20 protein-coding genes and 3 pseudogenes are annotated in these 26,243 nt (G+C 60.0%); 19 read left to right on the top strand and 4 right to left on the bottom strand.

Going from position 1 to position 26,243, the window contains the following annotated elements:
- Positions 1 to 33 precede the first annotated feature (33 nt).
- From btuB to ACEPAJ_RS11225, 15 genes and pseudogenes are all read left to right on the top strand, one after another.
- On the top strand, positions 34 to 1,920 hold the full coding sequence (gene btuB / locus ACEPAJ_RS11295) for a TonB-dependent vitamin B12 receptor (protein WP_425918013.1): 1,887 nt from the start codon (positions 34 to 36) through the stop codon (positions 1,918 to 1,920).
- Positions 1,921 to 1,930: 10 nt separating this feature from the next.
- Positions 1,931 to 2,503 carry a hypothetical protein gene (locus ACEPAJ_RS11290; RefSeq protein ID WP_425914902.1) on the top strand — a complete coding sequence of 191 codons (573 nt, stop codon included), beginning with the start codon at positions 1,931 to 1,933 and terminating at the stop codon, positions 2,501 to 2,503.
- Positions 2,503 to 3,114 carry a cob(I)yrinic acid a,c-diamide adenosyltransferase gene (gene cobO / locus ACEPAJ_RS11285; RefSeq protein ID WP_425914901.1) on the top strand — a complete coding sequence of 204 codons (612 nt, stop codon included), beginning with the start codon at positions 2,503 to 2,505 and terminating at the stop codon, positions 3,112 to 3,114. The genes ACEPAJ_RS11290 and cobO overlap by 1 nt, the downstream gene beginning before the upstream one ends.
- Positions 3,114 to 4,427 carry a cobyrinate a,c-diamide synthase gene (locus ACEPAJ_RS11280; protein ID WP_425914900.1) on the top strand — a complete coding sequence of 438 codons (1,314 nt, stop codon included), beginning with the start codon at positions 3,114 to 3,116 and terminating at the stop codon, positions 4,425 to 4,427. The genes cobO and ACEPAJ_RS11280 overlap by 1 nt, the downstream gene beginning before the upstream one ends.
- Positions 4,424 to 5,071, top strand: coding sequence for a 5,6-dimethylbenzimidazole synthase (bluB, locus tag ACEPAJ_RS11275; RefSeq protein ID WP_425914899.1), 648 nt, complete (start codon positions 4,424 to 4,426; stop codon positions 5,069 to 5,071). The genes ACEPAJ_RS11280 and bluB overlap by 4 nt, the downstream gene beginning before the upstream one ends.
- Positions 5,068 to 5,976: an adenosylcobinamide-phosphate synthase CbiB gene (cbiB, locus tag ACEPAJ_RS11270; RefSeq protein WP_425914898.1), complete on the top strand. Its 909-nt coding sequence runs from the start codon at positions 5,068 to 5,070 to the stop codon at positions 5,974 to 5,976. The genes bluB and cbiB overlap by 4 nt, the downstream gene beginning before the upstream one ends.
- The gene (gene cobD, locus ACEPAJ_RS11265) at positions 5,969 to 6,961 is read left to right on the top strand and encodes a threonine-phosphate decarboxylase CobD (protein ID WP_425914897.1); all 993 of its coding nucleotides are present in this window, start codon (positions 5,969 to 5,971) and stop codon (positions 6,959 to 6,961) included. Before cbiB ends, cobD begins: the two co-directional genes overlap by 8 nt.
- The gene (locus ACEPAJ_RS11260) at positions 6,958 to 8,406 is read left to right on the top strand and encodes a cobyric acid synthase (protein ID WP_425914896.1); all 1,449 of its coding nucleotides are present in this window, start codon (positions 6,958 to 6,960) and stop codon (positions 8,404 to 8,406) included. The genes cobD and ACEPAJ_RS11260 overlap by 4 nt, the downstream gene beginning before the upstream one ends.
- A 119-nt stretch (positions 8,407 to 8,525) precedes the next feature.
- The gene (cobU, locus tag ACEPAJ_RS11255) at positions 8,526 to 9,047 is read left to right on the top strand and encodes a bifunctional adenosylcobinamide kinase/adenosylcobinamide-phosphate guanylyltransferase (RefSeq protein ID WP_425914895.1); all 522 of its coding nucleotides are present in this window, start codon (positions 8,526 to 8,528) and stop codon (positions 9,045 to 9,047) included.
- Positions 9,044 to 10,099 carry a nicotinate-nucleotide--dimethylbenzimidazole phosphoribosyltransferase gene (cobT, locus tag ACEPAJ_RS11250; protein WP_425914894.1) on the top strand — a complete coding sequence of 352 codons (1,056 nt, stop codon included), beginning with the start codon at positions 9,044 to 9,046 and terminating at the stop codon, positions 10,097 to 10,099. Before cobU ends, cobT begins: the two co-directional genes overlap by 4 nt.
- The gene (gene cobC / locus ACEPAJ_RS11245) at positions 10,096 to 10,671 is read left to right on the top strand and encodes an alpha-ribazole phosphatase family protein (protein WP_425914893.1); all 576 of its coding nucleotides are present in this window, start codon (positions 10,096 to 10,098) and stop codon (positions 10,669 to 10,671) included. Before cobT ends, cobC begins: the two co-directional genes overlap by 4 nt.
- A complete protein-coding gene (locus ACEPAJ_RS11240; protein ID WP_425914892.1) occupies positions 10,668 to 11,393 on the top strand; it encodes an adenosylcobinamide-GDP ribazoletransferase in 726 nt (241 codons plus the stop codon). Before cobC ends, ACEPAJ_RS11240 begins: the two co-directional genes overlap by 4 nt.
- 167 nt (positions 11,394 to 11,560) lie before the next feature.
- A pseudogene (locus ACEPAJ_RS11235) lies at positions 11,561 to 12,759 on the top strand (MFS transporter).
- Positions 12,756 to 12,881, top strand: a complete 126-nt coding sequence (locus tag ACEPAJ_RS11230; protein WP_274088708.1) for a hypothetical protein — start codon at positions 12,756 to 12,758, stop codon at positions 12,879 to 12,881. Before ACEPAJ_RS11235 ends, ACEPAJ_RS11230 begins: the two are co-directional and overlap by 4 nt.
- Positions 12,882 to 12,921: 40 nt before the next feature.
- A complete protein-coding gene (locus ACEPAJ_RS11225; protein WP_425914891.1) occupies positions 12,922 to 13,473 on the top strand; it encodes a glutathione peroxidase in 552 nt (183 codons plus the stop codon).
- A gap of 106 nt (positions 13,474 to 13,579) precedes the next feature.
- Here the strand turns inward: ACEPAJ_RS11225 and ACEPAJ_RS11220 are convergent.
- A pseudogene (locus ACEPAJ_RS11220) lies at positions 13,580 to 14,718 on the bottom strand (alkane 1-monooxygenase).
- Between the two features lie 247 nt (positions 14,719 to 14,965).
- Between ACEPAJ_RS11220 and ACEPAJ_RS11215 the strand changes: the two are divergent.
- The 4 genes and pseudogenes from ACEPAJ_RS11215 (at position 14,966) to ligA (ending at position 22,560) form a co-directional block, all read left to right on the top strand.
- Positions 14,966 to 15,625, top strand: coding sequence for a GntR family transcriptional regulator (locus tag ACEPAJ_RS11215; protein ID WP_425914890.1), 660 nt, complete (start codon positions 14,966 to 14,968; stop codon positions 15,623 to 15,625).
- 12 nt (positions 15,626 to 15,637) lie between these two features.
- Positions 15,638 to 19,125 (top strand): annotated as a pseudogene (gene smc, locus ACEPAJ_RS11210) (chromosome segregation protein SMC).
- A 182-nt stretch (positions 19,126 to 19,307) separates the two neighbouring features.
- On the top strand, positions 19,308 to 20,129 hold the full coding sequence (gene zipA / locus ACEPAJ_RS11205) for a cell division protein ZipA (RefSeq protein WP_425914889.1): 822 nt from the start codon (positions 19,308 to 19,310) through the stop codon (positions 20,127 to 20,129).
- Between the two features lie 61 nt (positions 20,130 to 20,190).
- A complete protein-coding gene (gene ligA, locus ACEPAJ_RS11200; protein ID WP_425914888.1) occupies positions 20,191 to 22,560 on the top strand; it encodes an NAD-dependent DNA ligase LigA in 2,370 nt (789 codons plus the stop codon).
- A 130-nt stretch (positions 22,561 to 22,690) separates the two neighbouring features.
- Here ligA and queD read toward each other — a convergent pair whose 3' ends face one another.
- The 3 genes from queD to ACEPAJ_RS11185 all read right to left on the bottom strand — a co-directional run bounded on the left by queD (position 22,691) and on the right by ACEPAJ_RS11185 (position 26,213).
- Positions 22,691 to 23,047, bottom strand: coding sequence for a 6-carboxytetrahydropterin synthase QueD (gene queD, locus ACEPAJ_RS11195; RefSeq protein ID WP_425914887.1), 357 nt, complete (start codon positions 23,045 to 23,047; stop codon positions 22,691 to 22,693).
- Between the two features lie 104 nt (positions 23,048 to 23,151).
- Entirely contained in the window at positions 23,152 to 24,285 is a 1,134-nt protein-coding gene (locus ACEPAJ_RS11190; RefSeq protein WP_425914886.1) for a catalase family protein, read from the bottom strand.
- Between the two features lie 53 nt (positions 24,286 to 24,338).
- Positions 24,339 to 26,213, bottom strand: a complete 1,875-nt coding sequence (locus ACEPAJ_RS11185; protein WP_425914885.1) for a di-heme-cytochrome C peroxidase — start codon at positions 26,211 to 26,213, stop codon at positions 24,339 to 24,341.
- Positions 26,214 to 26,243 lie beyond the last annotated feature (30 nt).

Genomic DNA, 26,243 nt, shown 5'->3' with positions numbered 1-26,243 from the left:
TGTTTTATTCAGCAGTATCGCGCGGGCGGCGCGATGGAGAATCAGGCATTGTTTCGCACCTTTTATAAACGTCCGGCCGTTCTTTTATGGCTGGGCTGTAGTCCTTTTTTAACGGCACAAGCAGAACCCCTCAACCTCGCTCAGCAGGTGGTCACCGCCACGCGTACGGCTACGCCGTTGGTCTCGGTGGCGTCGAGCAGTGTGATTACCCGTGAAGATATCGAGCGCAGCCAGGCGCAGAGCGTGCCGGACATGCTGCGCGGCCTCGCCGGTGTGCAGATCGTTAGCAATGGCGGCCGCGGCAAAAGCACCTCGTTGTACCTGCGTGGCACCAGTGAAAAGCAGCTATTGGTGCTGATTGACGGGGTTAAGGTGGGTTCCGCCACCTCCGGTGCTGCCGCCCTGCAGGACATTCCATTAGCGCTGGTCGAACGCATTGAGGTGGTGCGCGGCCCGCGTTCCAGTCTGTATGGTTCCGAGGCGCTCGGCGGGGTGATTCAAATTTTCACCCGGCGCGGCGCAAAGCAGGGGCTCAAACCTTACCTGGCGTTGGGTACCGGCACGCGCTCCAGCCACAGCGCTAATGCTGGCCTGGCCGGTGGTTCGCAGAATGGTTGGTTTGACCTTGGCGTGAGCAGCGAAGATACCGACGGGATTAATGCCCGCGCTTACCGGCCTAGCGCCGTAGGTGCCTACGAGCCAGACGCCGATGGCTATCGCCAGCTGGCCGGTTCATTGCGCGGTGGCTACCGCTTCGTTAACGGCCTGGAGCTGGACGGCAGTTGGTTGCAATCGAGCATCCACAGCGACCAGGACCTGCGCAGCAGCTCCGGCAAAACCGGGCGCTTCAGCTATGCCGATGGAGAGCAACAGGTGCTTGGCGGGCGTGCCCGTTTCACTCCCTTAGAGCCCTGGGATGTGACCTTGCAGGCCGGTCACAGCGAAGATCGCACCGACAACTTCCGGGATGGAGGTTTTTACTCGCGCTTCGACACCGAGCGCGACACCTTTGCTTGGCAGAACGACTTTAGCCTGACGCCCGAGCAACTGTTGAGCCTGGGTTTTGATTACCAGCAGGACCGTATCGACACATCCGACACCTATGCTGAGGACTCCCGCGATAATCGCGGTTATTACACTCAGTACCAGGGCCGTTTCGGTCGACATGGCGTGTCCGTCGGGTTGCGCCGCGACGACAACCAGCAGTTCGGCGAGCACGATACTGGCAACCTAGGCTGGAGCTACGAGCTCAGCGAAAGTCTGACGTTGAGTGCTGCCTACGGTACCGCCTTCCGTGCGCCGACCTTTAATGACCTGTATACCCCGAACAGCGGTTCCACCGCGGGTAACCCCGACCTTAAACCGGAAAAGTCGGAAAACTACGAGCTCGGCCTGCAGGGCGATGCTGGCTGGGGTGAATGGCGTCTCAGCGTTTTTGAAAACCAGATCGACGACCTGATTGTTTGGGCCGGTAGTAAGCCGATGCGCCCACAGAACGTCGAATCCGCGCGTATTCGCGGCCTCGAGTCGAGTGCGCGTACGCAGCTGGAGAATTGGGACCTAGCAGCCACCCTGACGCTGCTCGACCCGCAGGACCGTAGCCAGGAAAACCATGGACATCAGTTGGCGCGGCGAGCCAAGCGCACCTTCAATATCGACGCCGACCGCCGCATCGGCTCGTTTGGCGTCGGTGCCACGTTGTTCGCTGCCAGCCAGCGGTTTAACGACGCCAGCAACACCGAAGATTCACGCCTGCCCGGCTATGCCTTGGTCGATCTGCGTGGCGAGTACCACATCGACAGCGAATGGCGTCTGCAGGCCAAGGTCAGCAACCTCTTCGACCGTGACTACGAAACGGCGCAGACCTACGAACAACCTGGCCGCGCCTTTTACCTGACCCTGCGCTACCAAGCGCTCTGAGGAGATACCCATGCCCATTCTTTCAACCCGTGCTCAGCTACTAACGGGCATCGTCCTGGCGTTGCTGCTGGCCATGACGCGTGGCAGTCACTTCGCCAGCATCAACCTGCCCAGCGCCTCCTGGGCGGTGTTTTTCCTGGCCGGCGTGCTGTTGCGACCACGCTGGGTTTTTGCTGGCCTGTTTGTGCTGGCCAGTGCCCTGGACTTCTCTATGATGACCAGCGGTACGGTGAGTGACTGGTGCCTGTCGCCCGCATACTGGTTGCTGGTGCCGGCTTACGCCAGCCTGTGGCTGGGCGGGCGACTGTATGCCGGCTGGCATCGTGACACCTTGCAAAGCCTGTTGCTGTTGGCTGCGGTTGTCGCGGTCAGCGCTTTTGTCTGCTACCTGATTTCCGGCGGTGGTTTTTACTTCTTCTCCGGCCGTTATCCTGAGCCGACTCTGGCGGCCTGGCTGCCGCGTATCGTCGAATACTACCCGCGCTTTTTGTCCAACATGACGTTTTATGTCGGGGTGGGCAGTGCGCTTTATATTGCTTCGTTGGCGCTGTTTGGCCAGCGCCTTAGCCTGGGAGCCAAGTGATGACTGAGTCTATCGAACGTGACGAGCGGCACCGTGCACGGATGCAACGAAAGAAAGCCCTGATCGATGAAAAAATCGCTCAGTCCCAGGACGAGTATGGGCTGCTGCTGGTGCACAGCGGTAACGGCAAGGGTAAGAGCAGCAGCGCCTTTGGTATGGTCGCGCGCGCGCTGGGCCACGGTATCAAAGTGGGTGTGGTGCAATTTATCAAGGGCGCAGCCAGCACCGGCGAGGAAGCGTTCTTCCGGCGTTTTCCTGATGAAGTCAGCTACCACGTGATGGGCGAAGGCTTTACCTGGGAAACCCAGGACCGCCAGCGCGACATCGACAAGGCCCGCGAGGCCTGGGCAGTGGCGGTGCAGCTGCTTAACGATCCGGGCATTGGCCTGGTGGTGCTGGACGAGCTGAATATCGCGCTGAAATACGGCTATCTGGAGCTGGATGCGGTGCTGGCCGATATCGAAGCCCGGCCGCTGTTACAGCATGTGGTGGTGACCGGCCGCGGCGCGTTGCCGGGGATGATTGAGGCAGCAGACACTGTGACCGAAATGAGCTTGGTCAAGCATGCCTTCAAAGCCGGAGTCAAAGCGCAGAAGGGAGTCGAGTTTTAATGAGCGACTGCGCTGCACGTGCCTGTCCCGCACTGTTGATTGCCGCGCCGGCTTCCGGCCAGGGTAAAACCACTGTGACAGCGGCGCTGGCGCGTTTGCATACGCGCCAGGGCAGGCGTGTGCGGGTGTTTAAGTGCGGCCCGGACTTTCTCGACCCGATGATTCTGGCCCGCGCCAGCGGTGCACCGGTGTATCAGCTCGATCTGTGGATGGTCGGTGCGGACGAGAGCCGGCGCTTGCTCTGGGAAGCGGCTGGCGAAGCCGATCTGATTCTGATCGAAGGGGTGATGGGGCTGTTTGATGGCAATCCATCGGCGGCCGACTTGGCGCGTCACTTCGCTGTGCCGGTGTTGGCGGTTATTGATGGCTCAGCCATGGCCCAGACCTTCGGCGCCATGGCCCATGGTCTGGCGACCTTCCAACCGGATCTGCCGTTTTCCGGGGTACTGGGTAACCGGGTCGGGAGCGTGCGCCATGGCGAGATTTTGCGCGACGCCTTGCCGGCTTCAATCCGCTGGTACGGTGCATTGCCGCGTAGCGCCGAAGTCGCCTTACCGAGCCGCCATTTGGGGTTGGTCCAGGCCGCTGAATTGGCCGACCTGGATGCGCGCCTCGATGCCGCTGCCGATGCCTTGGCTGCCAGCGCCGATACGGCGCTGCCACCGCCTGTCAGCTTCGCCGCACCTGAGCAGGCAAGGCCTGCGCCCTTGCTTAAGGGCGTGCGCATTGGTGTGGCGCGAGACAGCGGCTTTGCCTTTCTCTATCAGGCCAACCTGGATTTGCTGCGTGAGTTGGGTGCCGAGCTTACGTTTTTCTCGCCGCTGAACGATGCGCAGCTGCCCGAGGTCGACAGCCTTTATCTGCCTGGCGGGTACCCGGAGCTGCATTTGGCGCAGCTGGAGGGCAACCAGGCGATGGCGCAGGCTATTCGCGCGCACCATGCGGCGGGTAAGCCGATTCACGCGGAGTGCGGCGGCATGCTTTACCTGCTCGACAAGCTGACTGACAAGCAGGGCGCGAGTGGGAAGATGCTCGGCTTGTTAAACGGCGAGGCGACGTTGCAACCACGCATGACCGCCATGGCCTTGCAGCAAGCCGAACTGCCGGAGGGCCTGTTGCGCGGCCACAGCTTCCACTACTCAGCCTTGAGCAGTGAGCTGCAACCGCTGACCCGTGGCGAGTGCCCTAACTACAAACGCACCGCCGAGGCGGTCTATCGCCAGGGCCGGCTGACGGCGTCCTATATCCATTTCTATCTGCCGTCCGACCCGGCTGCAGCGGCAGCATTGTTCAGCCCCGGAGCGCCAGCATGAGTGAGCACGCCTTCAGCCCAGAGGAGCGCGCAGCGGTCTACCGCGCTATTGCCGAGCGCCGTGATATGCGCCATTTCAGCGGCGGTGAGGTGGCTCCTGAGCTGCTCGCGCGTTTGCTCGAGGCCGCACACCAGGCGCCCAGCGTCGGCTTAATGCAGCCCTGGCGATTTATCCGCATCACCCAGCCGGCGTTACGCGAATCGATTCACGGCCTGGTGGAAGAGGAGCGGGTGCGCACGGCCGATGCGCTGGGCGAGCGCAGCGATGCGTTTATGCGGCTCAAGGTCGAGGGTATTCGCGACTGTGCCGAGCTGCTGGTGGTGGCGCTGATGGACGGCCGCGAGGCCCACGTATTTGGTCGTCGCACCTTGCCGGAAATGGATCAGGCCTCCTTGGCCTGCGCGATCCAGAATCTTTGGCTGGCTGCGCGCGCTGAAGGTTTAGGCATGGGCTGGGTCTCGCTATTCGAACCCCAGGCTCTGGCCGATCTGCTTGGCATGCCAGCGGGCAGTAAGCCGCTGGCGGTTTTGTGCTTGGGCCCGGTAGACGCGTTCTATGACGCACCGATGCTGGTACAGGAAGGTTGGGCGACGCCACGGCCGCTCAGTGAGCTGCTGTTTGAGAACCACTGGGGCACGCCATGAGTGTGGTGCTTAGCACCTGCGCGGGGGTCGCCCTGGACGCGGTTTTTGGCGAGTCAAAGGGGTGGCACCCGCTGGTGGCGTTCGGGCAGTTGGCTGAGCGCATTGAGCAGCGCTTCAATCCTGCAGGGGGCGGTTGGCGTAGCCATGGTGTGACAGCTTGGTGCCTGGCGGTGTTGCCATTGACTCTGTTGGCATGGCTGCTGAGCCAGATCAGCGGGCTGGGCTGGGCACTGGAGATTCTCGCGTTGTATGCAGCACTGGGCCTGAAAAGCCTGGGTGAACATGCAATGCCAGTAGCGCGCGCCCTGCGTCTAGGCGACCTGGCCCTAGCGCGCGAGCGCGTCGGCTATATGGTGAGTCGCAATACCGCCGCGCTGGATGCAACTGGCGTGGCCCGCGCGGGTACCGAATCGGTGCTGGAAAATGGCAGCGACGCGGTGTTCGCCGCACTGTTCTGGTTTGTGGTTGCCGGCGCGCCGGGTGTGGTGCTGTATCGCCTGAGCAATACCCTGGACGCCATGTGGGGCTATCGCAACGAGCGTTTCGAGCGTTTCGGCTGGGCGGCGGCGAAGATTGACGACGGGCTCAACTACCTTCCGGCGCGGCTGGTCGCGTTGACCTATGCGTTGCTCGGGCGTACCGCTTTAGCGCTGCGCTGCTGGCGCACCCAAGCGCCGCAATGGGACAGCCCGAATGCCGGTCCGGTCATGGCGGCCGGGGCCGGGGCGCTGGCTGTCAGCCTGGGTGGCGCAGCGGAATATCACGGCGAGCTGCATGTGCGGCCTGACCTGGGTGCGGGGCCAGCGCCCAGGGCGCGTGATATCGAACGCGCCCTTAACCTGGTCAATGGCGGTGTATTGCTATGGCTGGCGCTGCTGTTGTTGTGGGGGGCTGTTTATGCTTGAACATGGTGGCCGCTTGCGTGAGGCCTCAGAGCGCTATGGCATTGCTCTGGCGGATTGGCTGGACCTGTCCACCGGTATCGCGCCCTATGCTTGGCCGCTGCCGTCGATTCCTGCCAGCGCCTGGGCGCGTCTGCCCGAGCCGCAGGACGACCTGGAGATCGCTGCCCGTGACTACTACGGGGTGAGCAACCTGCTGCCGGTGGCGGGCTCCCAGGCCGCCATTCAGGCGTTGCCGCGGCTGCTGCGCAATGTCACGGTCGGCATCGTTTCGCCGGCCTACGCCGAGCACGCCGCCGCCTGGCAGCGTGAAGGGCATCAGCTGCTGGAGATCAGCGAGGACGCTATCGAGGGCGCGCTGGCACGCCTGGATGTGCTGCTGTTGGTCAATCCGAATAACCCCACGGGGCGCCGTTTCGAACCTCAGCAACTGCTGGACTGGCAGGCGCGCTTAGCCGAGCGTGGCGGTTGGCTGGTGGTGGATGAGGCTTTTATTGACTGCACCCCCGCATACAGCCTTGCGGCATTTAGCCAGCGTCCGGGGCTGATCGTGCTGCGCTCATTCGGCAAGTTTTTTGGCCTGGCGGGGATTCGCCTGGGCTTTGTGCTGGCCCAGCCAAGCGTATTGCAGCAGTTGGCAGAACTGCTCGGGCCTTGGACGATCAGTGGGCCGAGCCGGGTGGTGGCAACGGCGCTGCTGCAGGATCAAGCCGCGCAGCGACAGCAGCGTGAGCGTTTGCTGGGCGATGGCGAGCGGCTGGCCACACTGCTGAGCGCCCAAGGGCTGGCACCAAGCGGCGGCTGCGCGCTGTTCCAGTTTTGTTGTACGCCGCAGGCGGCCGAGTGGCATGCGTTTCTCGCCGCCCGCGGCATTCTCACCCGGCTGTTTACCAGCCCGCTCAGCCTGCGCTTTGGCCTGCCGCCTGATGAAACAGGTTGGCAGCGTTTGCAGCAGTCACTTGCCGCCTTTACCGGGGAACGCACATGACGACTTTGATGGTGCAGGGCACCACCTCTGATGCGGGCAAAAGCACCCTGGTGACGGCGCTGTGCCGCTGGCTTAAACGCCAGGGCGTGGCGGTGGTGCCGTTTAAGCCGCAGAACATGGCGCTGAACAGTGCGGTGACCGCTGACGGTGGCGAAATCGGCCGCGCTCAAGCCGTGCAGGCCCAGGCGGCTGGTCTGGCGCCGCATACCGATATGAACCCGGTGCTGCTCAAGCCCAATAGCGATATCGGTGCGCAGGTGATTATTCACGGTCGCGCCCTGAGCAGCATGGATGCCGTGGCCTATCACGATTACAAAAAAGTGGCGATGCAGGCGGTGTTGCAGTCGCACCAACGTTTGAGCGCTGCTTATCCGGTGGTCATGGTGGAGGGCGCCGGTTCGCCGGCCGAGATCAACCTGCGCGCGGGCGATATTGCCAATATGGGCTTTGCCGAGGCGGTGGATTGCCCGGTGATCCTGATTGCCGATATCGACAAAGGCGGCGTATTTGCGCATCTAGTTGGCACCCTGGCGTTGCTCTCGGAGACCGAGCAGGCGCGGGTGCAGGGGTTCGTGATTAACCGCTTTCGCGGCGATATCGCGTTGTTGCAGCCGGGCCTGGACTGGCTGGAGCAGCGCACCGGTAAACCGGTACTCGGCGTGTTGCCTTACCTGATGGATTTCCACCTGGAAGCCGAGGACGCCATCGATATTCGCCAGAGCGCCAAGGCGGCCGAGGTGCTGAAAGTATTGATACCTGTGTTGCCGCGGATCAGCAACCACACCGATTTCGACCCGTTGCGCCTGCATCCTCAGGTTGAGCTGACCTTTGTTGGCCCCGGCCAGGCGATCCCCGCCGCCGACCTGATCATCCTGCCCGGCTCGAAAAGCGTGCGCGCCGACCTGGCATTTCTGCGTGAGCAGGGCTGGCCGGCGGCTATCGACAAACACCTGCGTTATGGCGGCAAGGTGCTCGGTATTTGTGGCGGGTTGCAGATGCTCGGTATGCAGATCGACGATCCGCAAGGGCTTGAAGGTGCCGCAGGATCCAGCGCAGGGCTGGGCTTGCTGGATTTCAGCACGGTACTGGAAGCCGAAAAACAGCTGCGCAATGTGCACGGTCAGCTGTGCCTGGAAGATGCGCCGGTAAGCGGCTATGAAATTCATGCCGGGGTCAGCACCGGTGCGGGCTTGAATGCGGCCGTGCGCCTGGATGATGGTCGCAGTGATGGTGGAATGAGCGCCGATGGTCAGGTGTTGGGCACCTATCTGCATGGTTTGTTTGAACGCACTGAAGCGTGCAGCGCGCTGTTGCGTTGGGCTGGGTTACGCGAGGTGCAGCACGTGGACTACCACGCCTTGCGCGAGCGTGATATCGAGCGCCTGGCCGATCTGGTTGAGGCGCATCTGGATGTCGAGCGGCTGCGAACGCTATGTGGCCTATGACTGTTATTTGTGGGAGGGGCTTTAGCCGCGAGTGGTTAGTTCGGCGTGTTTCGCGGCTAAAGCGGATCGCCGCCCGGCCCCTCCAACGGTTAGGGTGCACTATTCAAAAAAGGTGATCCATGCTTGAACTGATTTTGGGCGGTGCCCGCTCTGGCAAGAGTCGGTTGGCCGAGAAGCTGGCTCGCGAGTCTGGCCTGGGAGTGATCTATATCGCCACCAGTCAGGCGCTGGATGGCGAAATGAATGCGCGTATCGAACATCATCGCGAACGCCGCCCGGCCGCCTGGGGATTGGTGGAAGAACCGCTGAACCTGGCGCGGGTGCTGCGTGAACAGGCGGGCGCAGATAAATGCTTGCTGGTTGATTGCCTGACCCTGTGGCTGACCAATCTTTTAATGCTGGATGACCCCGCACGTCTGAGTGCCGAGCGCGATGCGCTGCTTGAGTGCCTGGCCGGTCTGCCAGGGCGGATTATTTTCGTCAGTAATGAAACGGGGCTGGGTGTCGTGCCACTGGGCGAACTGACCCGTCGCTATGTCGACGAGGCGGGCTGGCTCCATCAGGCCCTGGCCGAGCGTTGCGAGCGGGTGGTGTTTAGCGTGGCGGGTTTGCCGATGGTTTTAAAAGGACAAGCACTATGAGTGAGCAATGGTGGCAGCAAGGTTGTCAGGCACTGGACATGTTTGCGCGCAGCCAGGCGCAAGCGCGCCAGCAGCAACTGACTAAGCCTGCGGGTTCGCTCGGACAGCTGGAACAATTGGCCATCGCCCTGGCAACCATGCAGGGCAGCCAGCGGCCGCAGGTCGAGCAGTTGTGGATCAGTATTTTTGCCGGCGATCACGGTGTGGTTGCCGAAGGCGTGTCGGCCTATCCCCAGGCGGTTACTGGGCAAATGTTGCGTAACTTTGTCAGCGGTGGGGCGGCGATCAGTGTGTTGGCCAAGCAGCTGGGCGCGACGCTTGAGGTGATCGACCTGGGCCTCGCCGTGCCACTGGAGCCGCTGGCTGGCGTGCGCCATTTGCCCATTGGCCCAGGTACCGAGAATTTTGCCCGCGCCTCGGCAATGAGCGCTGATCAGTTACGCCTGGCCTTGGATGTTGGACAGTCCAGCGTGCGGCAGGCCCAAGAAGCGGGCAGCCAGCTGTTTATCGGTGGCGAGATGGGCATCGGCAATACCACCTCAGCCACGGCGATGGCCTGTGTACTGCTGGAGTGCTCAGCGTTGGCGCTGGCCGGACCGGGCACCGGCCTGGACAGCGCAGGCGTGGCGCGCAAAGCCGAGGTGATTGAAGTAGCACTGGCGTTGCATCGTCCCTCGCTTAGTGAGCCTTTTGAGATACTGCAACGCCTTGGCGGGTTCGAGATAGCGGCCCTCACGGGTGCCTATATCGCCTGTGCGCAGCAGGGCATCACTGCGCTGGTGGACGGTTTTATCTGCAGCGTCGCAGCCTTGTTGGCCGTGCGTCTCAACCCGGCTTGCCGTGACTGGCTGCTGTTTGCCCACAGCGGGGCTGAGCCCGGGCACCAGCGGGTACTACACGCGCTGCAAGCTGAGCCGTTGCTCGATCTTGGCCTGCGCCTGGGTGAGGGCAGTGGGGCGGCCCTGGCCGTGCCGCTGCTACGACTGGCCTGCAGCCTGCACAACGATATGGCCACCTTTGCCGAGGCGGCAGTAGCCGATCGTCCGCTATGACGGTGTACCTGGAGTTACTGCGGCACGGTGAAACCGAACTGGGTGGCGGCCTGCGTGGCAGCCTGGATGATGCGTTGACCGCTACAGGGTGGGCGCAACTGCGCACGGCAGTCGCCGACGGCAGCCGCTGGGATCGACTGATCAGCTCGCCTTTGCAGCGTTGCGCGCGGTTTGCCGAAGAACTGGCCACGCAACAGGGCGTGCCGCTGAGCCTGGAACCCGACCTGCAAGAGCTGCATTTTGGTGCCTGGGAAGGCTGCAGTACCGCCGATTTGATGCAAACCAGCGCTGATGCATTGGGCCGCTTCTGGAACGATCCCTATGCCTTCACTCCGCCTGAGGGGGAGTCGCTGCTGGCATTTGAAGCACGCGTGTTGAGTGCATTGCAGCGCTTGCAGGCACGTCATGCTGGCGAACGTTTACTGCTGGTTACCCATGGCGGGGTAATGCGTCTGTTGCTGGCGCGGGCGCGGGGCTTGCCGCGCAAAGATCTGTTACAGGTAGTGGTGGGCCATGCCGAGCGTTTTCAACTCAGCTTGGATGAGCAGGGCGAACTGCGGGAGTTGGCATGACGCCCTGGTGGATTGCGCTGCAGTTTCTAACGCGTTTGCCGGTGACGTTGGCCGGCATGCCGACAGCCGAGCAGAGTGGCCGCTCGCTGCTTTTCTATCCGCTGGTGGGGCTGTTGATCGGCCTGCTGCTGCTCGCTGCGCAGCACCTGCTGGCCGATGCAAGCGTGTTGCTGCAGGCGGCGCTATTGCTGGCGCTGTGGGTCGGGATCAGTGGAGGGCTGCATCTGGATGGTCTGGCCGACAGCGCCGATGCTTGGGTGGGCGGCTTCGGCGATAAAGAGCGCACCCTGAGCATTATGAAAGACCCGCGCAGCGGACCTATTGCTGTGGTGGTGCTGGTGCTGCTGCTGTTACTCAAGTTTGCCGCGCTGGTGGCCTTGCTGGAACACGACAACGGTTTACTGGTGCTGTTGGTACCGTGGCTGGCACGTGCGCTATTGCCGCTGTTGTTTCTTACAACGCCCTATGTGCGGGCAGGCGGATTGGGCCAAGCGTTGGCTGAACATCTGCCGCGTCAGCAACTGCCCTGGGTATTGGCTGCTCATGGCCTGGGTATGTTGCTGCTGGGCTGGTCTGCGGTGCTCGCCTTGCTAGTAGCTGGGTTGGTTTTCCTCTGGCTGCGCAGTGTGATGCTCAAGCGTTTGGGCGGCACTACAGGGGATACCGCCGGGGCACTGCTAGAGCTTGTCGAGTGCGCTGTGCTGGTGGCCTTGGCCTTTTAAGCGCTAGCGCATTGTGGCTGAGCACAGGCGGCGACGACTGTTGCTCAGACGGTCATTTCAGCGGGTCGAGATTAGCCGATAGTCGGCTTGCCAGGTATTTAGCCGGGGCTCAATCTAGCGGGTCGTGATCAATCAGTTGTCATCACAAGGGACGGGTTATGAAGACAATCGGGCGCGGCAGTTTTTGGATTCTGCTGGGCGCATCACTGATCCTGGCCCTGTCACTGGGCATTCGTCATGGCTTTGGTCTGTTCTTGCCGCCGATGAGCGCCGAGTTCGGTTGGGGGCGTGAGGTATTTGCCTTCGCCATCGCCCTGCAGAACCTGATCTGGGGGCTGACTCAGCCGTTTACCGGCGCCTTGGCCGACCGTTTCGGCGCCCGCAGTACGGTGATTGTGGGCGGTATTCTGTATGCCATTGGCTTGGGCTTTATGGGCCTTGCCGACTCCGCAGTGAGCCTGTCGCTGAGTGCCGGCGTGCTGATCGGTATCGGTTTGTCCGGCACCTCGTTCTCGGTGATTCTCGGCGCGGTTGGCCGCGCGGTACCGATGGAAAAGCGCAGCATGGCCATGGGACTGGCCGCGGCAGCCGGGTCGTTCGGCCAGTTTGCCATGCTACCCGGCACCCTGGGCCTTATCAGCTGGTTGGGCTGGTCGGTCGCGCTGATGGCGTTGGGGCTGTTGGTTGCGCTAATCATTCCGTTGGCAGCCATGCTCAAAGACACCCCGTTAGCGCCTACAGGGGTGGAGCAGACGTTGGGTGAAGCGCTGCGTGAGGCCTGCGCACACTCGGGCTTCTGGCTGTTGGCGTTAGGCTTTTTTGTTTGCGGGTTTCAGGTGGTGTTTATTGGCGTGCACCTGCCGGCTTATCTGGTCGATCAGCACCTGCCGGCGCTAGTGGGCACCACAGTGCTGGCCTTGGTGGGCTTGTTCAATATCTTTGGTACCTATATTGCCGGCCTGCTGGGTGGACGGATGTCCAAGCCGCGTTTGCTCAGCGCTTTGTACCTGGCCCGTGCCGTGGTGATTCTGGCGTTTATCCTGACGCCGCTGAGCGTCTGGAGTGCCTACGCCTTTGGCGTGGCCATGGGGCTGCTGTGGCTTTCAACGGTGCCGTTGACCAATGGCACCGTGGCAACCTTGTTTGGGGTGCGTAACCTGTCGATGCTCGGCGGTATCGTGTTCCTGTTCCACCAGCTGGGGCTTTTCTCGGCGGCTGGATGGGCGGCTATCTGTATGACCATACGGGCAGTTATGATCTGGTCTGGCAGATTGCCATACTGCTCAGCCTGCTGGCCGCTGCGCTGAACTGGCCAGTACGTGAGCAACCGGTGCCACGCTTGCAACAACAGGAGGCGAATGTATGAATACAGACTATGGCTTGAATACTGCGCTGGTAATGGGCGGCATGTTGCTCCTGGGCCTGGCCTGGTGGGGCTGGTTGCAAAGTGGCCTGGCGTTTTTGCAGCTGGGTCTTGGGGTTTGCTAAGACGCGTTTTGTTTCTGTCTATTCAATCAAGGTGATCCTAATGCGGCGTTATTCCCTGGTTATTCTGCTCATGTTAAGCACTTGGATGGGCGCAGCGCAGGCGGCTGAATGTCCGGCGTTATTACAGGGCGACCTGCAGAAATTGCGCAGTCAGGAGCGCATAGACCTCTGTGCCACGTTCGCTGGCAAGCCACTGTTGGTGGTCAATACCGCTAGTTTCTGTGGCTTTACGCCACAGTTTAAAGGCCTTGAAGCGCTGTATCAGCGTTACAAAGAACAAGGCTTGCAGGTGCTCGGTGTGCCCTCCGATGATTTTCGCCAAGAGGCCGACAGCAGCGAAGAGACGGCTAAGGTCTGCTACGTCAATTACGGCGTGACATTTCCGATGAGCGAAACCCAGTCTGTCACCGGCAGTGCTGCGGTGCCGCTGTTTAAAGAACTGGCCGCACAAAGCCAGGCTCCACGCTGGAATTTCTCCAAATATGTAGTCGATGCTCAGGGCAAGGTCGTCGCCAGCTTCCCCAGCAGTACCACGCCGGATGATCCGGCGCTGCTGGCCGCTGTCGAGAAGGCGATTGCCTCGCAGCGCTGACTCGCCGCCTGTCTCTTCTGGCCCGGCCCGGCGTTTAGCCAGTGCCGGGCCGCGAAGCAATCAGCTCATCTTTTTAAGCCCGCCCTTATTGCTCCAGCCGCAGCGCTCAGGAGCGCGTCAGTTGTGAGTCGTTCAGCTGATATTCCTCTCCCGCGTAGTAAGCCCGCACGCGCGGATCCATTACCGCGCGCCACAGCGGCGGAAATAGCGCCAGAACGATCATTCCGGCATAGCCGTTAGGCAATTGCGGGCTGTCGGCGAAGTGGCGCAATACCTGATAGCGACGTTTGGCATAGGCGTGATGATCGGAGTGGCGCTGTAAATGGAAGAGAAACAGGTTGGTCAGTAGGAAATTACTGTTCCATGAATGCGTTGGGTTGGTGCGCTCATAACGGCCATTGTCCAGCTTGCGCCGGTGCAAACCGTAATGCTCCACGTAGTTGACGATTTCCAGCAGGGTAAAGGCGACCAGCGATTGCGCGATAAAGAACAGCGCGCCGAGCCAGCCGAGTGCCAGGGTGAAACCGAGCAGAAATAACGCGCTCAGTGCATACCAGCCAATCAACTCATTACGCCAATGCAGGGCGGGCAAACCTTTGCGCTTCAGGCGTTCGGCCTCAAGTTTCCAGGCATTCAAAAAGTTGTGCACATAGGCGCGCGGTAAAAACGCGTAGAGGCTTTGGCCATAGCGTGAGGAACTGGCATCTTCCGGGGTGGAGACATGCACGTGATGGCCGCGTACATGCTCGATTTTGAAGCCACCGTAGCAAACGGCGGCCAGCAACAAGCCGCCGGAATTTTGTTCCAATGGCGGATCCTTATGAATCAACTCATGGGCCACGGTGATGCCAATTGAACCGGTGACCGTGCCGACCGACAGCACCCAGCCCAGTTGGCCGATCCAGTTCCATGTTTCATGGTTAACGAACACCCAGCCGGCCCAGGCAAGCATGCCGAGTAGGGCAGGCACCGCGGCCAGACTCAGCAGGCGGTAGTAGCCCTGCTGTTCCATCTGCGGCACTTGTACGGTTTCATCGGGATTGGCCGGATCGCGCCCAATAATGAAATCCAGCACTGGAATAACCCGAATACCACCAGCAGCACAAGCCAAGGCCAGGCGTTGCTGTACTCGCTGCGCAATGACGCGTGGTAACTCATGGGGATGCCCAATACAGGGATCAACCAGAACCAATAGCCGATGCTTTTTATCGTCAGCATCCAGTTGGAGGGCAGGCGTTCGAACATGGTGGTTACCTATTTTTTATTGTGGATTACTTCCATTGTTCGATTGTAGGACAATTAATGCTGGTGGCTATTTTAATAGCGCTTTTATGCGCTGAAAGGCCTATTCAGGCAGCCTTTGCACGGTAACGCCCTGTGTTACACTCGCGCCCTGCGCTGCAACGCTCAAGCCACGTCTGGCAAGGGCTCAAGCCGCTTTATGTCACCCTCGTTTGCCCCTGATTAGGCCAGATAGAGCCTAAGGATCATCATGACGTTCAAGGCACCGGATAGCCTCGCTGAGCAGATTGCCCATCACCTTGCTGAGCGCATAATTCGTGGTGAGCTAAAGGCACGTGAGCGGATTCAGGAACAGAAAGTCACCCAGGCGCTAAACGTCAGCCGTGGGTCGGTGCGTGAAGCCCTGTTGATTCTTGAGCGTCGTCATCTGATCGTGATCCCGCCGCGCCGCGGTGCCCAAGTGGCTGAGCTGACCCCGCACAACGTTAAAAGCCTGTATGCCCTGGTGATGGAGCTGTACATCCTGCTGGGCAAGGCCGTGGCGGATAGCTGGCAGGTGGAAGCGGACCTTGCGCCCTTCCTGGTGATTCAGCAGCGCTTGCAGGACAGCTTGCAGCGCGAGGACATCAACGGCTTTGTCGAAAGCAGCTTCGACATCATGCGTGCCGCCTTCCCGTTCTCCAATAATCCCTATCTGCAGGAAACCGTGGAGAACCTGCTACCCGCCATCAGCCGCACCTACCACCTGGCGCTGGAGCGGCGCAAAGGGGAAATGGGCCAGTTCCTCATTACCTTTGCGGCCCTGTTGCAGGCGATTATTGCGCGTGATCATCACGCTATTCGGCAGGTATTGCTGGGTTACGGTGAGCACAATTGCCAGCTGGTGCTGGCTGCACTGGCCGAGGCCTAAGGGAAGCGCTTCATGCGGCTCAAGTGCATCAAGCTCGCGGGTTTAAATCCTTCGTTGATCCAACCACCGTGACCTTCCCCAGCAATATGGCGGCAGTGGTCGGGCCCAATGGTTGTGGCAAATCGAACATTATCGACGCTGTACGCTGGGTGATGGGCGAAAGCTCGGCGAAGAACCTGCGTGGCGAGTCGATGACCGACGTCATCTTCAATGGCTCAAATACCCGTAAACCCGTGACCCAGGCTTCCATCGAGCTGATCTTCGACAATTCCGATGGCACCTTGACTGGCGAATACGCCGGCTATAACGAAATTTCCATCCGTCGTCGGGTCACGCGCGACAGCCAGAACACCTATTTCCTCAACGGCACCAAGTGCCGTCGTCGCGACATTACCGACATCTTCCTCGGCACCGGCCTGGGCCCGCGCAGCTACTCGATTATCGAGCAGGGCATGATCAGCAAACTGATCGAAGCCAAGCCGGAAGACCTGCGCAACTTTATCGAAGAGGCCGCCGGCATCTCCAAGTACAAGGAGCGTCGCCGCGAGACCGAGAACCGCATCCGCCGCACCCATGAAAACCTGGCACGCCTGACCGACCTGCGAGAAGAACTGGAGCGCCAGCTCGACCGCCTGCATCGCCAGGCCCAGTCAGCTGAGAAGTATCAGGAGTACAAGGCCGAGGAGCGTCAGCTCAAAGCCCAGCTCACGGCCTTGCGTTGGCAGGCTCTGAATGAACAGGTGGGTAGCCGCGAGGCGGTGATCAGCAACCAGGAAATCAGCTTTGAAGCGCTGGTGGCCGAGCAGCGCAACGCCGACGCCAGCATTGAGCGCTTGCGCGATGGCCACCACGAGCTGAGCGAGCGTTTTAACCTAGTGCAGGGGCGTTTTTATTCGGTTGGCGGCGATATCGCCCGCATTGAGCAAAGTATCCAGCACGGCCAGCAACGGTTGCGTCAGTTGCAGGACGACCTCAACGAAGCCGAGCGTTCGCGCCTGGAAACCGAATCGCATTTGGGGCATGACCGCACCTTGCTGGCAACGCTCGCCGAAGAGCTGGAAATGCTGCTGCCCGAGCAGGAACTGAGCACCGCGGCTTCTGAAGAATCCGCGGCCATGCTCGAAGCCTCCGAGACGGCCATGCAGGGGTGGCAGGAGCAGTGGGACGGCTTCAACCAGCGCAGCGCCGAACCCCGGCGTCAGGCCGAGGTGCAGCAGTCACGTATCGCCCAGCTGGAGCAGAGCCTGGAGCGCCTGGCTGAGCGTCAGCGGCGTCTCACCGATGAACTGCAGCAATTGGCGGCCGACCCGGAAGATGCCGCGATTATCGAACTGGGCGAGCAGATCGCCGCCGGCGAGATCAGCCTGGAAGACCTGCAGATTGAAGAAGAGCAGCACGCTGAACGTTTGCAGCAGCTGCGCAATGACCTGCAGCACAGCGGCCAGGCTCAGCAGCAAGCACAAGGTGAACTTCAGCGCCTGAATGGCCGCCTGGCCTCGTTGGAAGCGCTGCAGCAAGCTGCGCTTGATCCGGGTAAAGGCACCAGCGAATGGCTGCGCGAACAGCACCTGAGCGAGCGTCCGCGACTGGCTGAGGGCTTACGGGTTGAGGCAGGCTGGGAGCTGGCGGTGGAAACCGTGCTGGGTGCCGATCTGCAGGCCGTGCTGCTGGATGATTTCCAGGGCCTGGACTTTGCCGGCCTGACCCAGGGCGATCTGCGCCTAGCCAGCCCGAGCAAGGGCGGCGTGCGGGTAGCGGGCAGTTTACTAGACAAGGTTGAAGCCAGCGTTGACCTGGCGCCTTGGCTGGGCAAGGTTAAACCCGTGCAGAGCCTGGATGATGCATTGGCCGCGCGCTTGAGTCTGGCTGAAGGCGAAAGCCTGATCAGCCGTAATGGTTATTGGGTTGGTCGGCATTTCCTGCGGGTGCGCCGTGCCAGTGAAGCCGAAAGTGGTGTGTTGGCCCGCGGCCAAGAGATCGAACGTTTGATCTTGGAGCGTGATGAGCGTGAAGCCGCACTGGCGGTGCTTGATGAGCGCTTGTTGCAGTTGCGTGAGGGCCAACGCAGCCAGGAAGAACAGCGCGAGCAGCAGCGCCGTCAAGCACAGGAGCAAGCACGCCGCCTTGGCGAGCTAAAGGCCCAACTGTCTGCCGGGCAAACCAAGGTCGAGCAACTGGTTCTGCGCCGCAGTCGTTTGGACAGCGAGCTGCTGGAGCTGGCCGAGCAGCGTGCAATCGAGCATGAGCAGCTGGGTGAGTCACGCCTGCACCTTCAGGATGCGCTGGATGCCATGGCCATTGATAACGAGCAGCGCGAAAGCCTGCTGGCAAGCCGCGACATCTTGCGCGAAAGCCTCGATCGTGTTCGTCAGGAGGCCCGCCAGTACAAGGACCACGCTCACCAGTTGGCCGTGCGCCTGGGTTCGCTAAAAGCCCAGCATGATTCCACCCGCCAGGCCCTGGAGCGTCTTGAACTGCAGGCCGAGCGTTTGCACGAGAAACGCGAGCAGCTCAACCTGAATCTGGAGGAGGGCGAAGCGCCGCTGGAAGAACTGCGCATGAAGCTGGAAGAACAGCTCGATAAGCGCATGACGGTTGAAGACGAACTCAAACTGGCGCGCCTGGCTCTAGAAGATGCCGACCGTGAACTGCGTGACGCGGAAAAGCGCCGCACCCAGGCCGAGCAGCAGTCGCAGTTGTTGCGTGGTCAGTTGGAGCAGCAGCGCATGGATTGGCAATCGCTGACCGTAAGGCGCAAAGCCCTGCAGGACCAATTGCTGGAAGATAATTACGACCTGCATGGCGTGCTCGCCAGTTTGCCGGCAGAGGCCAGCGAGAACGACTGGGAGGATGAGCTGGAGCGGCTCGCTGCGCGAATTCAACGTCTTGGGCCGATTAACTTGGCGGCAATCGATGAATACCAGCAGCAGTCTGAACGCAAACGTTACCTCGATGCGCAAAACGCTGATCTGGTAGAAGCGCTGGAAACGCTGGAAAACGTCATACGCAAGATCGACAAGGAAACCCGTAACCGCTTCAAGGAAACCTTCGACCAGATAAATGGCGGCCTGCAGGCGCTGTTCCCGAAAGTTTTCGGGGGCGGCAATGCTTATCTGGAACTGACGGGCGAAGATTTACTGGATACCGGTGTAACCATCATGGCGCGGCCGCCGGGCAAGAAGAACAGCACCATTCACTTGTTGTCTGGTGGTGAGAAGGCACTGACTGCATTGGCACTGGTATTTGCCATCTTTAAGCTCAATCCAGCACCTTTTTGCATGCTCGATGAAGTCGATGCGCCATTGGATGACGCCAACGTAGGGCGTTATGCACGATTGGTTAAAGAAATGTCAGAAACCGTGCAGTTTATCTATATCACCCACAATAAAATCGCTATGGAAATGGCTGATCAGTTGATGGGTGTGACCATGCATGAGCCGGGTTGTTCGCGTCTGGTGGCGGTCGATGTAGAAGAAGCGCTGGCGCTGGTGGAGTCCTGATGCGCGAGGCGGTGTAAAGTTATCTTTCGTCGTGCTAGCTTAATGCGCATTGTTATTAGGCCTATCTGCGAAAGGCACGGAAAGGCCTGTCAGAACATGGGCTTGGCGTCACGTAAAAGAATTAGCAAAATGGCCCTGGATGGCCTTTTTCATCACATTATTATTAGGGGTTAAGGTATTTCATGGAATTCGGTCTGCGCGAGTGGCTGATTGTCATCGGCATTATTGTGATTGCCGGCATCTTGTTTGATGGCTGGCGGCGAATGCGCGGTGGCAAGGGTAAACTCAAGTTCAAACTTGACCGCAGTTTTGCCAACCTGCCGGATGATGACAGCGACCCTGATTTGCTCAGTCAGCCGCGAGTTGTTGATCGCAGCCATGAACCTGGTTTCGACGAAGAAGACTTGCCGTCGCTAAGTGCCCGTGAATTGAACCGTCGCACCGGCGAGCCGCAGCAGGGCGATCTTAACTTGGGCCAGGAGGAGCCTGTACCGACCCTGCTCAATCCAGTAGATGGCGATTCAGCTAAGCATTCTGGCCAGGGCAAACAAAACACCAAAGAGTTGCCGCCTGTTGAAGAAGTCTTGGTGATCCATGTGATCGCCCGTGAAGACGATGGCTTCAAAGGCCCGGCGTTATTACAGAATATTCTCGAAAGTGGCCTGCGTTTTGGCGAAATGGATATTTTCCATCGCCATGAGAGCATGGCCGGTAATGGCGAAGTCTTGTTCTCCATGGCCAATGCATTGAAGCCCGGCACGTTTGATCTGGATGATATTGAAGGGTTCAGTACCCGTGCGGTGAGCTTCTTCCTCGGTCTACCGGGCCCACGCCACCCTAAGCAGGCGTTTGATGTGATGGTGGCGTCCGCGCGCAAGCTGGCCCATGAACTCAACGGTGAGTTGAAGGATGATCAACGCAGCGTTATGACGGCGCAAACTATCGAGCACTACCGTCAGCGCATTGTTGAATATGAACGTAAGCTGCTGACCAACAAACGCTGAATTAACCTGTGAAGTAGAAAGAGCAGCCAAGGCTGCTCTTTTCGTTTGAGAGCACACCGCAATGACCGTCGCCTCTATTGCCGCCCAGCGCATTCTGCAACTGCGAGCTGAACTGGATGGGCATAACTACCGTTATCACGTACTCGATGAACCGAGTATTCCAGACGCCGAATATGACCGCCTGTTCCATGAACTGAAAGCCCTGGAGGCTGAGCATCCGGCCCTGGTCACAGCAGATTCGCCGACTCAGCGTGTTGGCAGTTTGGCGCTTTCTGCCTTTGGCGAAATCAAGCATGAAGTGCCGATGCTCAGCCTGGGCAATGCGTTTGCTGAAACAGACCTGTTGGACTTCGATCGTCGGGTGCGTGAGGGGCTTGATTTGCCGGCGGGCGATTTATTCGGCGGTTGTGCCGAAGTTGAGTACAGCTGCGAACCTAAGCTCGATGGCCTGGCCGTCAGCCTGTTGTACCGCGAGGGGGTGTTGGTGCGCGGCGCGACGCGGGGTGATGGCAGCACAGGTGAGGACATCAGCGTCAACGTGCGCACCATTCGCAATGTGCCCTTAAAGCTGCAAGGCGCAGGCTGGCCAGCGGTTCTTGAAGTGCGTGGCGAAGTCTTTATGTCCAAGGCCGGTTTTGCTGCGCTTAACGCCAGGCAGCTGGAGCAGGGCGCCAAGACATTCGCTAATCCGCGTAATGCGGCCGCAGGCAGCTTGCGTCAGTTGGACTCAAAAATCACCGCCAGCCGGCCTTTGGAGTTCTGTTGCTATGGCATCGGCCAGGTACAGGGTGAGTTGCCGCAGACGCATATCGGCATTCTTGAGGCCTTGAAGCAATGGGGCATGCCGATCAGCCGAGAATTGAAGCTGGCCAAAGGCGCAGAGGAATGCCTGGCGTACTACCGCGATATCGGTGAACGGCGTGATTCATTGGCGTATGAAATTGACGGAGTGGTGTTCAAGGTCAATAGCTTGGCCTATCAGCGCGAGCTGGGGTTTCGTGCCCGCGAGCCGCGCTGGGCAATCGCCCACAAGTTTCCGGCGCTGGAAGAGCTGACCGAGCTGCTGGACGTGGAGTTTCAGGTCGGCCGCACCGGCGCAGTCACCCCGGTGGCGCGCTTGAAGCCGGTGAAAGTAGCCGGTGTCACGGTGTCCAATGCCACGCTGCACAATATGGATGAAGTGGCGCGCCTGGGGGTGATGATCGGCGACATGGTCATTATCCGCCGCGCCGGTGATGTGATCCCGCAGGTGGTGCAGGTGGTGCTTGAGCGGCGCCCGGACAACGCCAAACCCGTGCAGATACCTGAAAGCTGCCCGGTGTGTGGCTCTCACGTTGAGCGCACCCAGTTGGTCAAACGCAGCAAGGGCAAGGAAACCTTTAGCGAAGGCTCGGTGTACCGCTGCGTCGGTCGCCTGGCCTGTGGCGCCCAGCTCAAGCAGGCGATCATTCACTTTGTTTCGCGGCGCGCCATGGACATTGAAGGCCTGGGCGACAAGACCATCGAGCAATTGGTGGATGAGCAACTGATTGCCTCGCCGGCCGATCTGTACAAGCTGAAATACGAGCAGATCATCAACCTGGAAGGCTTTGCCGAGGTTTCCAGCAACAAGCTGCTGCAGGCCATTGCCGACAGCAAGCAGCCGACTCTGGCGCGCTTTATCTATGCCCTGGGGATTCCTGACGTGGGTGAGGAGACCGCTAAGGTGCTGGCCCGTGCTCTGGCCTCACTGGAGCGTGTCCAGCAAGCCTTGCCCGAGGTGCTGACCTACCTGCCGGATATCGGTCTGGAGGTGGCGCATGAGATTCATAGCTTCTTTGCTGACAGCCATAACCAGCAGGTGATTGCAGCCTTGCTGAGTCGTGATGAGTGCGGCCTACAATTGCAGGAGCAGGGCGAGCTGAGTGCTGAGTTCAGCGCCAGCGTCACGTTAGCGGCGATGCTCGATAAGCTGAATATCCCGTCGGTGGGGCCTGGCGGTGCGCAAAAACTGGCAGACAAGTTCGCCAGCCTGGAGGCTATCTTGGCGGCTGATTGGCTAGACATGCGGCAAACCCTACCCGAGAAACAAGCCAAGGCCGTGCGTGAGTTTTTTGATAACGAAGCCAATGCCGAGCGCGCGCGCGCCATTGAGACTCAGCTAAAAGCCTTTGGCATGCACTGGCACAGTGAGAAGAAAGTTATCGCAGGCCTACCGCTGGCCGGGCAGACCTGGGTGTTGACCGGCAGTTTGGAAGTGATGAGCCGTGATGTCGCCAAGGAAAAGCTGGAGAGCCTAGGGGCGAAGGTGGCGGGTTCGGTGTCGGCCAAGACCAGCTGTGTGGTGGCTGGCCCAGGTGCGGGCTCAAAATTGGCCAAAGCCAGCGAGTTGGGGCTGCGGGTCATGGACGAGGCGCAGTTCTTGTCAGCCTTAGCTGGCTTCGGCCTCTAGGCGCGTTACCCGCTGTGCACTGCCCTCAGCGTAACGCTTGAGGGCAGTGCGCCAACTCGGTGATCGGTTAGCTATTAGGTTGGCTGAGCGCAGGGGCGCTGCCTAGTGTAAGCAACTAGGCGCTGGGCGATTAGTCGCCGCGGTATTCGCAGCCGCTGGTGCAGGTTTCATGGATACGAATGCGTGATAGCTCGGGCAGCAGTGGTTTGAGTTGTTGCCAGATCCACTTAGCCAGCACTTCACTGGTCGGGTTTTCCAGGCCAGCAATATCATTCAGGTAATTGTGATCGAGTTGCTCATAGAGTGGCTTGAAGATCGCCTTGATCTCGGAGAAATCGCGAATCCAGCCGGTATAAGGGTCAACCTCACCTTCGATATACACCGCGACCTTGAACGAGTGGCCATGCAGGCGACCGCACTTGTGCCCTTCAGGGACGTGAGGCAGGCGGTGCGCGGCCTCGAACATAAACTCTTTGAACAATTCCACGGTATTTCTCTCAGGTGTGCGCGGTTAACCACGCGCTTAGCAAGGCGCGAATATTATCAGCTCAAGCGCTGTTAACCGAGTGCCGTGGAATCTGCTGTGTGTTTTTAGGGCTGATTGCGGTCGAGTCGATAGATGCTGACAGCCTCGTAAACGGCCTTTCTGAGACGGTTGATGCCGCCAATTGGGCGGTGCTCGGGCAGCGCATGCCAGGGGTTAAACGACAGGTTGTCGCAGAACAGGTTCTGCTCGCGGCTATCAAAATCCTGCGCGGGCACCTTGATGCTAGCGACGGTTTCGAACGGCGATATAGCTTCGCTCCACTCCACGCTGGGGTCTTCGATGGGCATGTAGTACTCAGCGTTCTGCCGCTGTACTTGCAGGGCAAAGCAGGCGGGTACACGGTCCAGCGACAACTGCTGGTAAAGCGCATTGCGCAGGAAGTTTGGCAGGTCTTGGTTCTGTTCAGGCAACTGATAGTCCGGGCAAGCTCCAGGTTGAGGAATGATCCGATACTTGATGTTGTGTTCACCCAGCTTGAACGGGGCGATGGAGTTGTAGGTGGTCGCCACCGGCGTTTCCGGGGCAGGGGACAGGGTCTTCAAGGCAATGATCAGGTGGCGGATTTCCCAGGTGCTGGGATTCCAGCTGGGGAAGAAAGCCAAGACCTTTTGGCCGTCAGCTTGGGCGGCGAAATTGCTTTTGTACTCGGCTACATCGCGCACGAAAAAGGCCGGGTGATTGAACATCACGAAGTCCTGCTCGCTGGCGTGTTGTGGGCTTTTGCTGAGTTTTTCACCGGGTACATCCAGCAGCTTGATCGCCATCCCTCGCGCATCACGGGCCCGGTCGAATTGCGGGTAGGCATTGCCATTGGACAGGCGCATCCAGGCCTGCCAGGTTTTGCCGGGCTCACTGAGCACGCCGCGTTGCAGGCTGCTATCGAGATCGGCGCTGACGGTGACTTCGGCCTTCATACAACCATGGGCTTTGGCGTGGGCATCGCGCAGTACGCGGGTATTGTCGCGGTGCTGCTCAACCACGCGGATGGCATCTTCGATGATGCTCTGGGTCAACACGGCTTCATCGGTAGGGATCTGCTCTGCAGTGGAGACCGGGCCGGAGAACTTCCAGCCGTAATAGGCCGCACTGATGGCCCAGCCGCCGATACCGATGGCCAGTACAAGCATCAGCAACTTGCCAAGTACGCGGCCGAGCCAGAGCCAAAGTCGTTTAAACATGCAGTCAATTCCTTTTAATTATTCTCAGTGTGCAATCACAGGCAGCGTGCAGTTCAGTTCTGGCAAGACGGGCCTGGTGTCCATTCTTTGGCTGCAACAGGCTGCAGCTGCTGTTCCAGCGCAGGGTTGCCCAGGACCTTGAGGTACTCGATCAGCGCCCAGCGTTCTTCCGGTTGCAGGGCACGGCCGATCACGCCGTCTTCACGGCAGCCAGCGCGGAATTCATGGCCGCGATTGCTGTTGCCGGTGACCTGGGTATCGAAGTGGAAGCCGCCGGTGAATTTCTCGCTCTGGTAGCCAATCTGTTTGGGGTTGAATTCGAAGTTGCCCACCCAGAACTGGGTTTGCCGCTCCGAAACGGGCGACAGCAGTTGGAATAGGGTCGGCACCGAACCGTTATGCAGGAACGGCGGGGTGGCCCAGATGCCATCCAGCGGGCGCGCCTTGTAGCCGCGCTTTTCCTGGACGCCAATCGGCAGGCCGAAACCATCCATGCGCCAGCGTTCGCGCTCGGAAATGCCGGCGTCTTGGTAGGCGCGGTTTTCCACGTAGGCGGTGACATAGGCCAAGGCCTTGGCACTTGAGATGCTGCGCATGTCGATGTCGTCCAGCGTTGCACCAAACAGGCGTACATCCAGCTCGCTCAGCTCGGTTTTGGTCCAGCCCAGTTTGCTGATGTCGAAACGGTGGTCGGCGATGTTGTCCGCAGCGGTTGGGTCGGTGCCGACAATGGAGGTCGGTACCACGCGCATACGCCATTCCGGGTTACGCGAGGGGGCAAAACTGTTCTCGGGGTTTTTAGGGTCTGGGGCGTGGCAGTAAGCGCAGTTCTCGGTAAACAGCGCGCGGCCACGGCTGGCCAGCGGCCGATCGACCTTGCCAAACACCTCTTCCGGCCAGGTTGGTGGTTGCAGTTGCTTGAGGGTTTCTTCCAAGGTGAAGAGGTCGCGCAAGCGAACGCTGGAGGCGTAGCGCTCAGCTTCGGCAACTGGGTGGCCGTCGGTATTGAGCAAACGCAAGGTTGCGCCGACTCCTAGGGCTTCGCCAACGTTGCGGGCCATGGGCTGCATGGCTGAGCCGTTCCACTGCACCCAGTCGAATTTCCAGATATCCCAGACCTGCGGGTAGCTCACCGGTGCATCGGCGACTCGGTAGTTACTCGGGTCGATGGCATCACCAAAAACGCTGTTGGCAATACGGCCGAAAGCATCAGTACGACCAAAGCCTTCCTCGGTTGGGTAAAGACCGCGGTGCCAGTCATTGAAAGCCGTGCCGAGCAGATGGTCGAGCACCACCTTGAAGTCGCGGCGCAGCTGCGCTTTGTGGCTGTCGTACTCATCGCCGAGTATCTGTTTGGCGAAGCGGCGGAATTTCAGCGGGTTGTAATAGGTGAATGCCATGCTCATGCCGAGCGCCTGGCCAAAGCTGCCGCCGCGTAACGTGGGTACGGTGGATGCCAGGGAATGCAGCGCGGCGCCGCCGTCAATACGCACGGCCTGGCTCTTATAGCGCAGCTCGCCGGTGTGGCATGCGGCACAGCTGATGTCCAAAAAGTGCTCGCCAGTCTCGGCGTCGGCATGCCGAGCAAAGCCAACTGGCAGATTGCCAGGGTTCAGTTGCGTGGGCTGTTGGGCCGGATCGATGAGGAAGCCAAAACGCGCAAGATAATCCGGTGTAGCGAACTTACTACTACTGAACGGCAGCTCCAGAGCGCTGAACCAGTCATAGCGCAGGCCTTTCACCTGAGTACCCTGAGGTGTGTAGTAGTAGGTCTGACGCTGTTCTGCGGACCATTGATCAAGGTAGTGCAGTTTCGTGGGTTGCTGATAGACCGGCAGGTTAGGGTTGGCAATGAAATACAGCGCAACCAGCAAACCCACCGCTATTAATAGTAGAAGCGCATACAGGGTACGGCGGAGGATGTGCATGAGTACGTCCTTGTGGCTTTTTTATTTGTT

It is taken from the genome of Pseudomonas sp. GWSMS-1 (genome assembly GCF_049847425.1).
GTDB lineage: Bacteria > Pseudomonadota > Gammaproteobacteria > Pseudomonadales > Pseudomonadaceae > Aquipseudomonas.
This window is presented reverse-complemented; position numbering and strand designations above follow the sequence as displayed.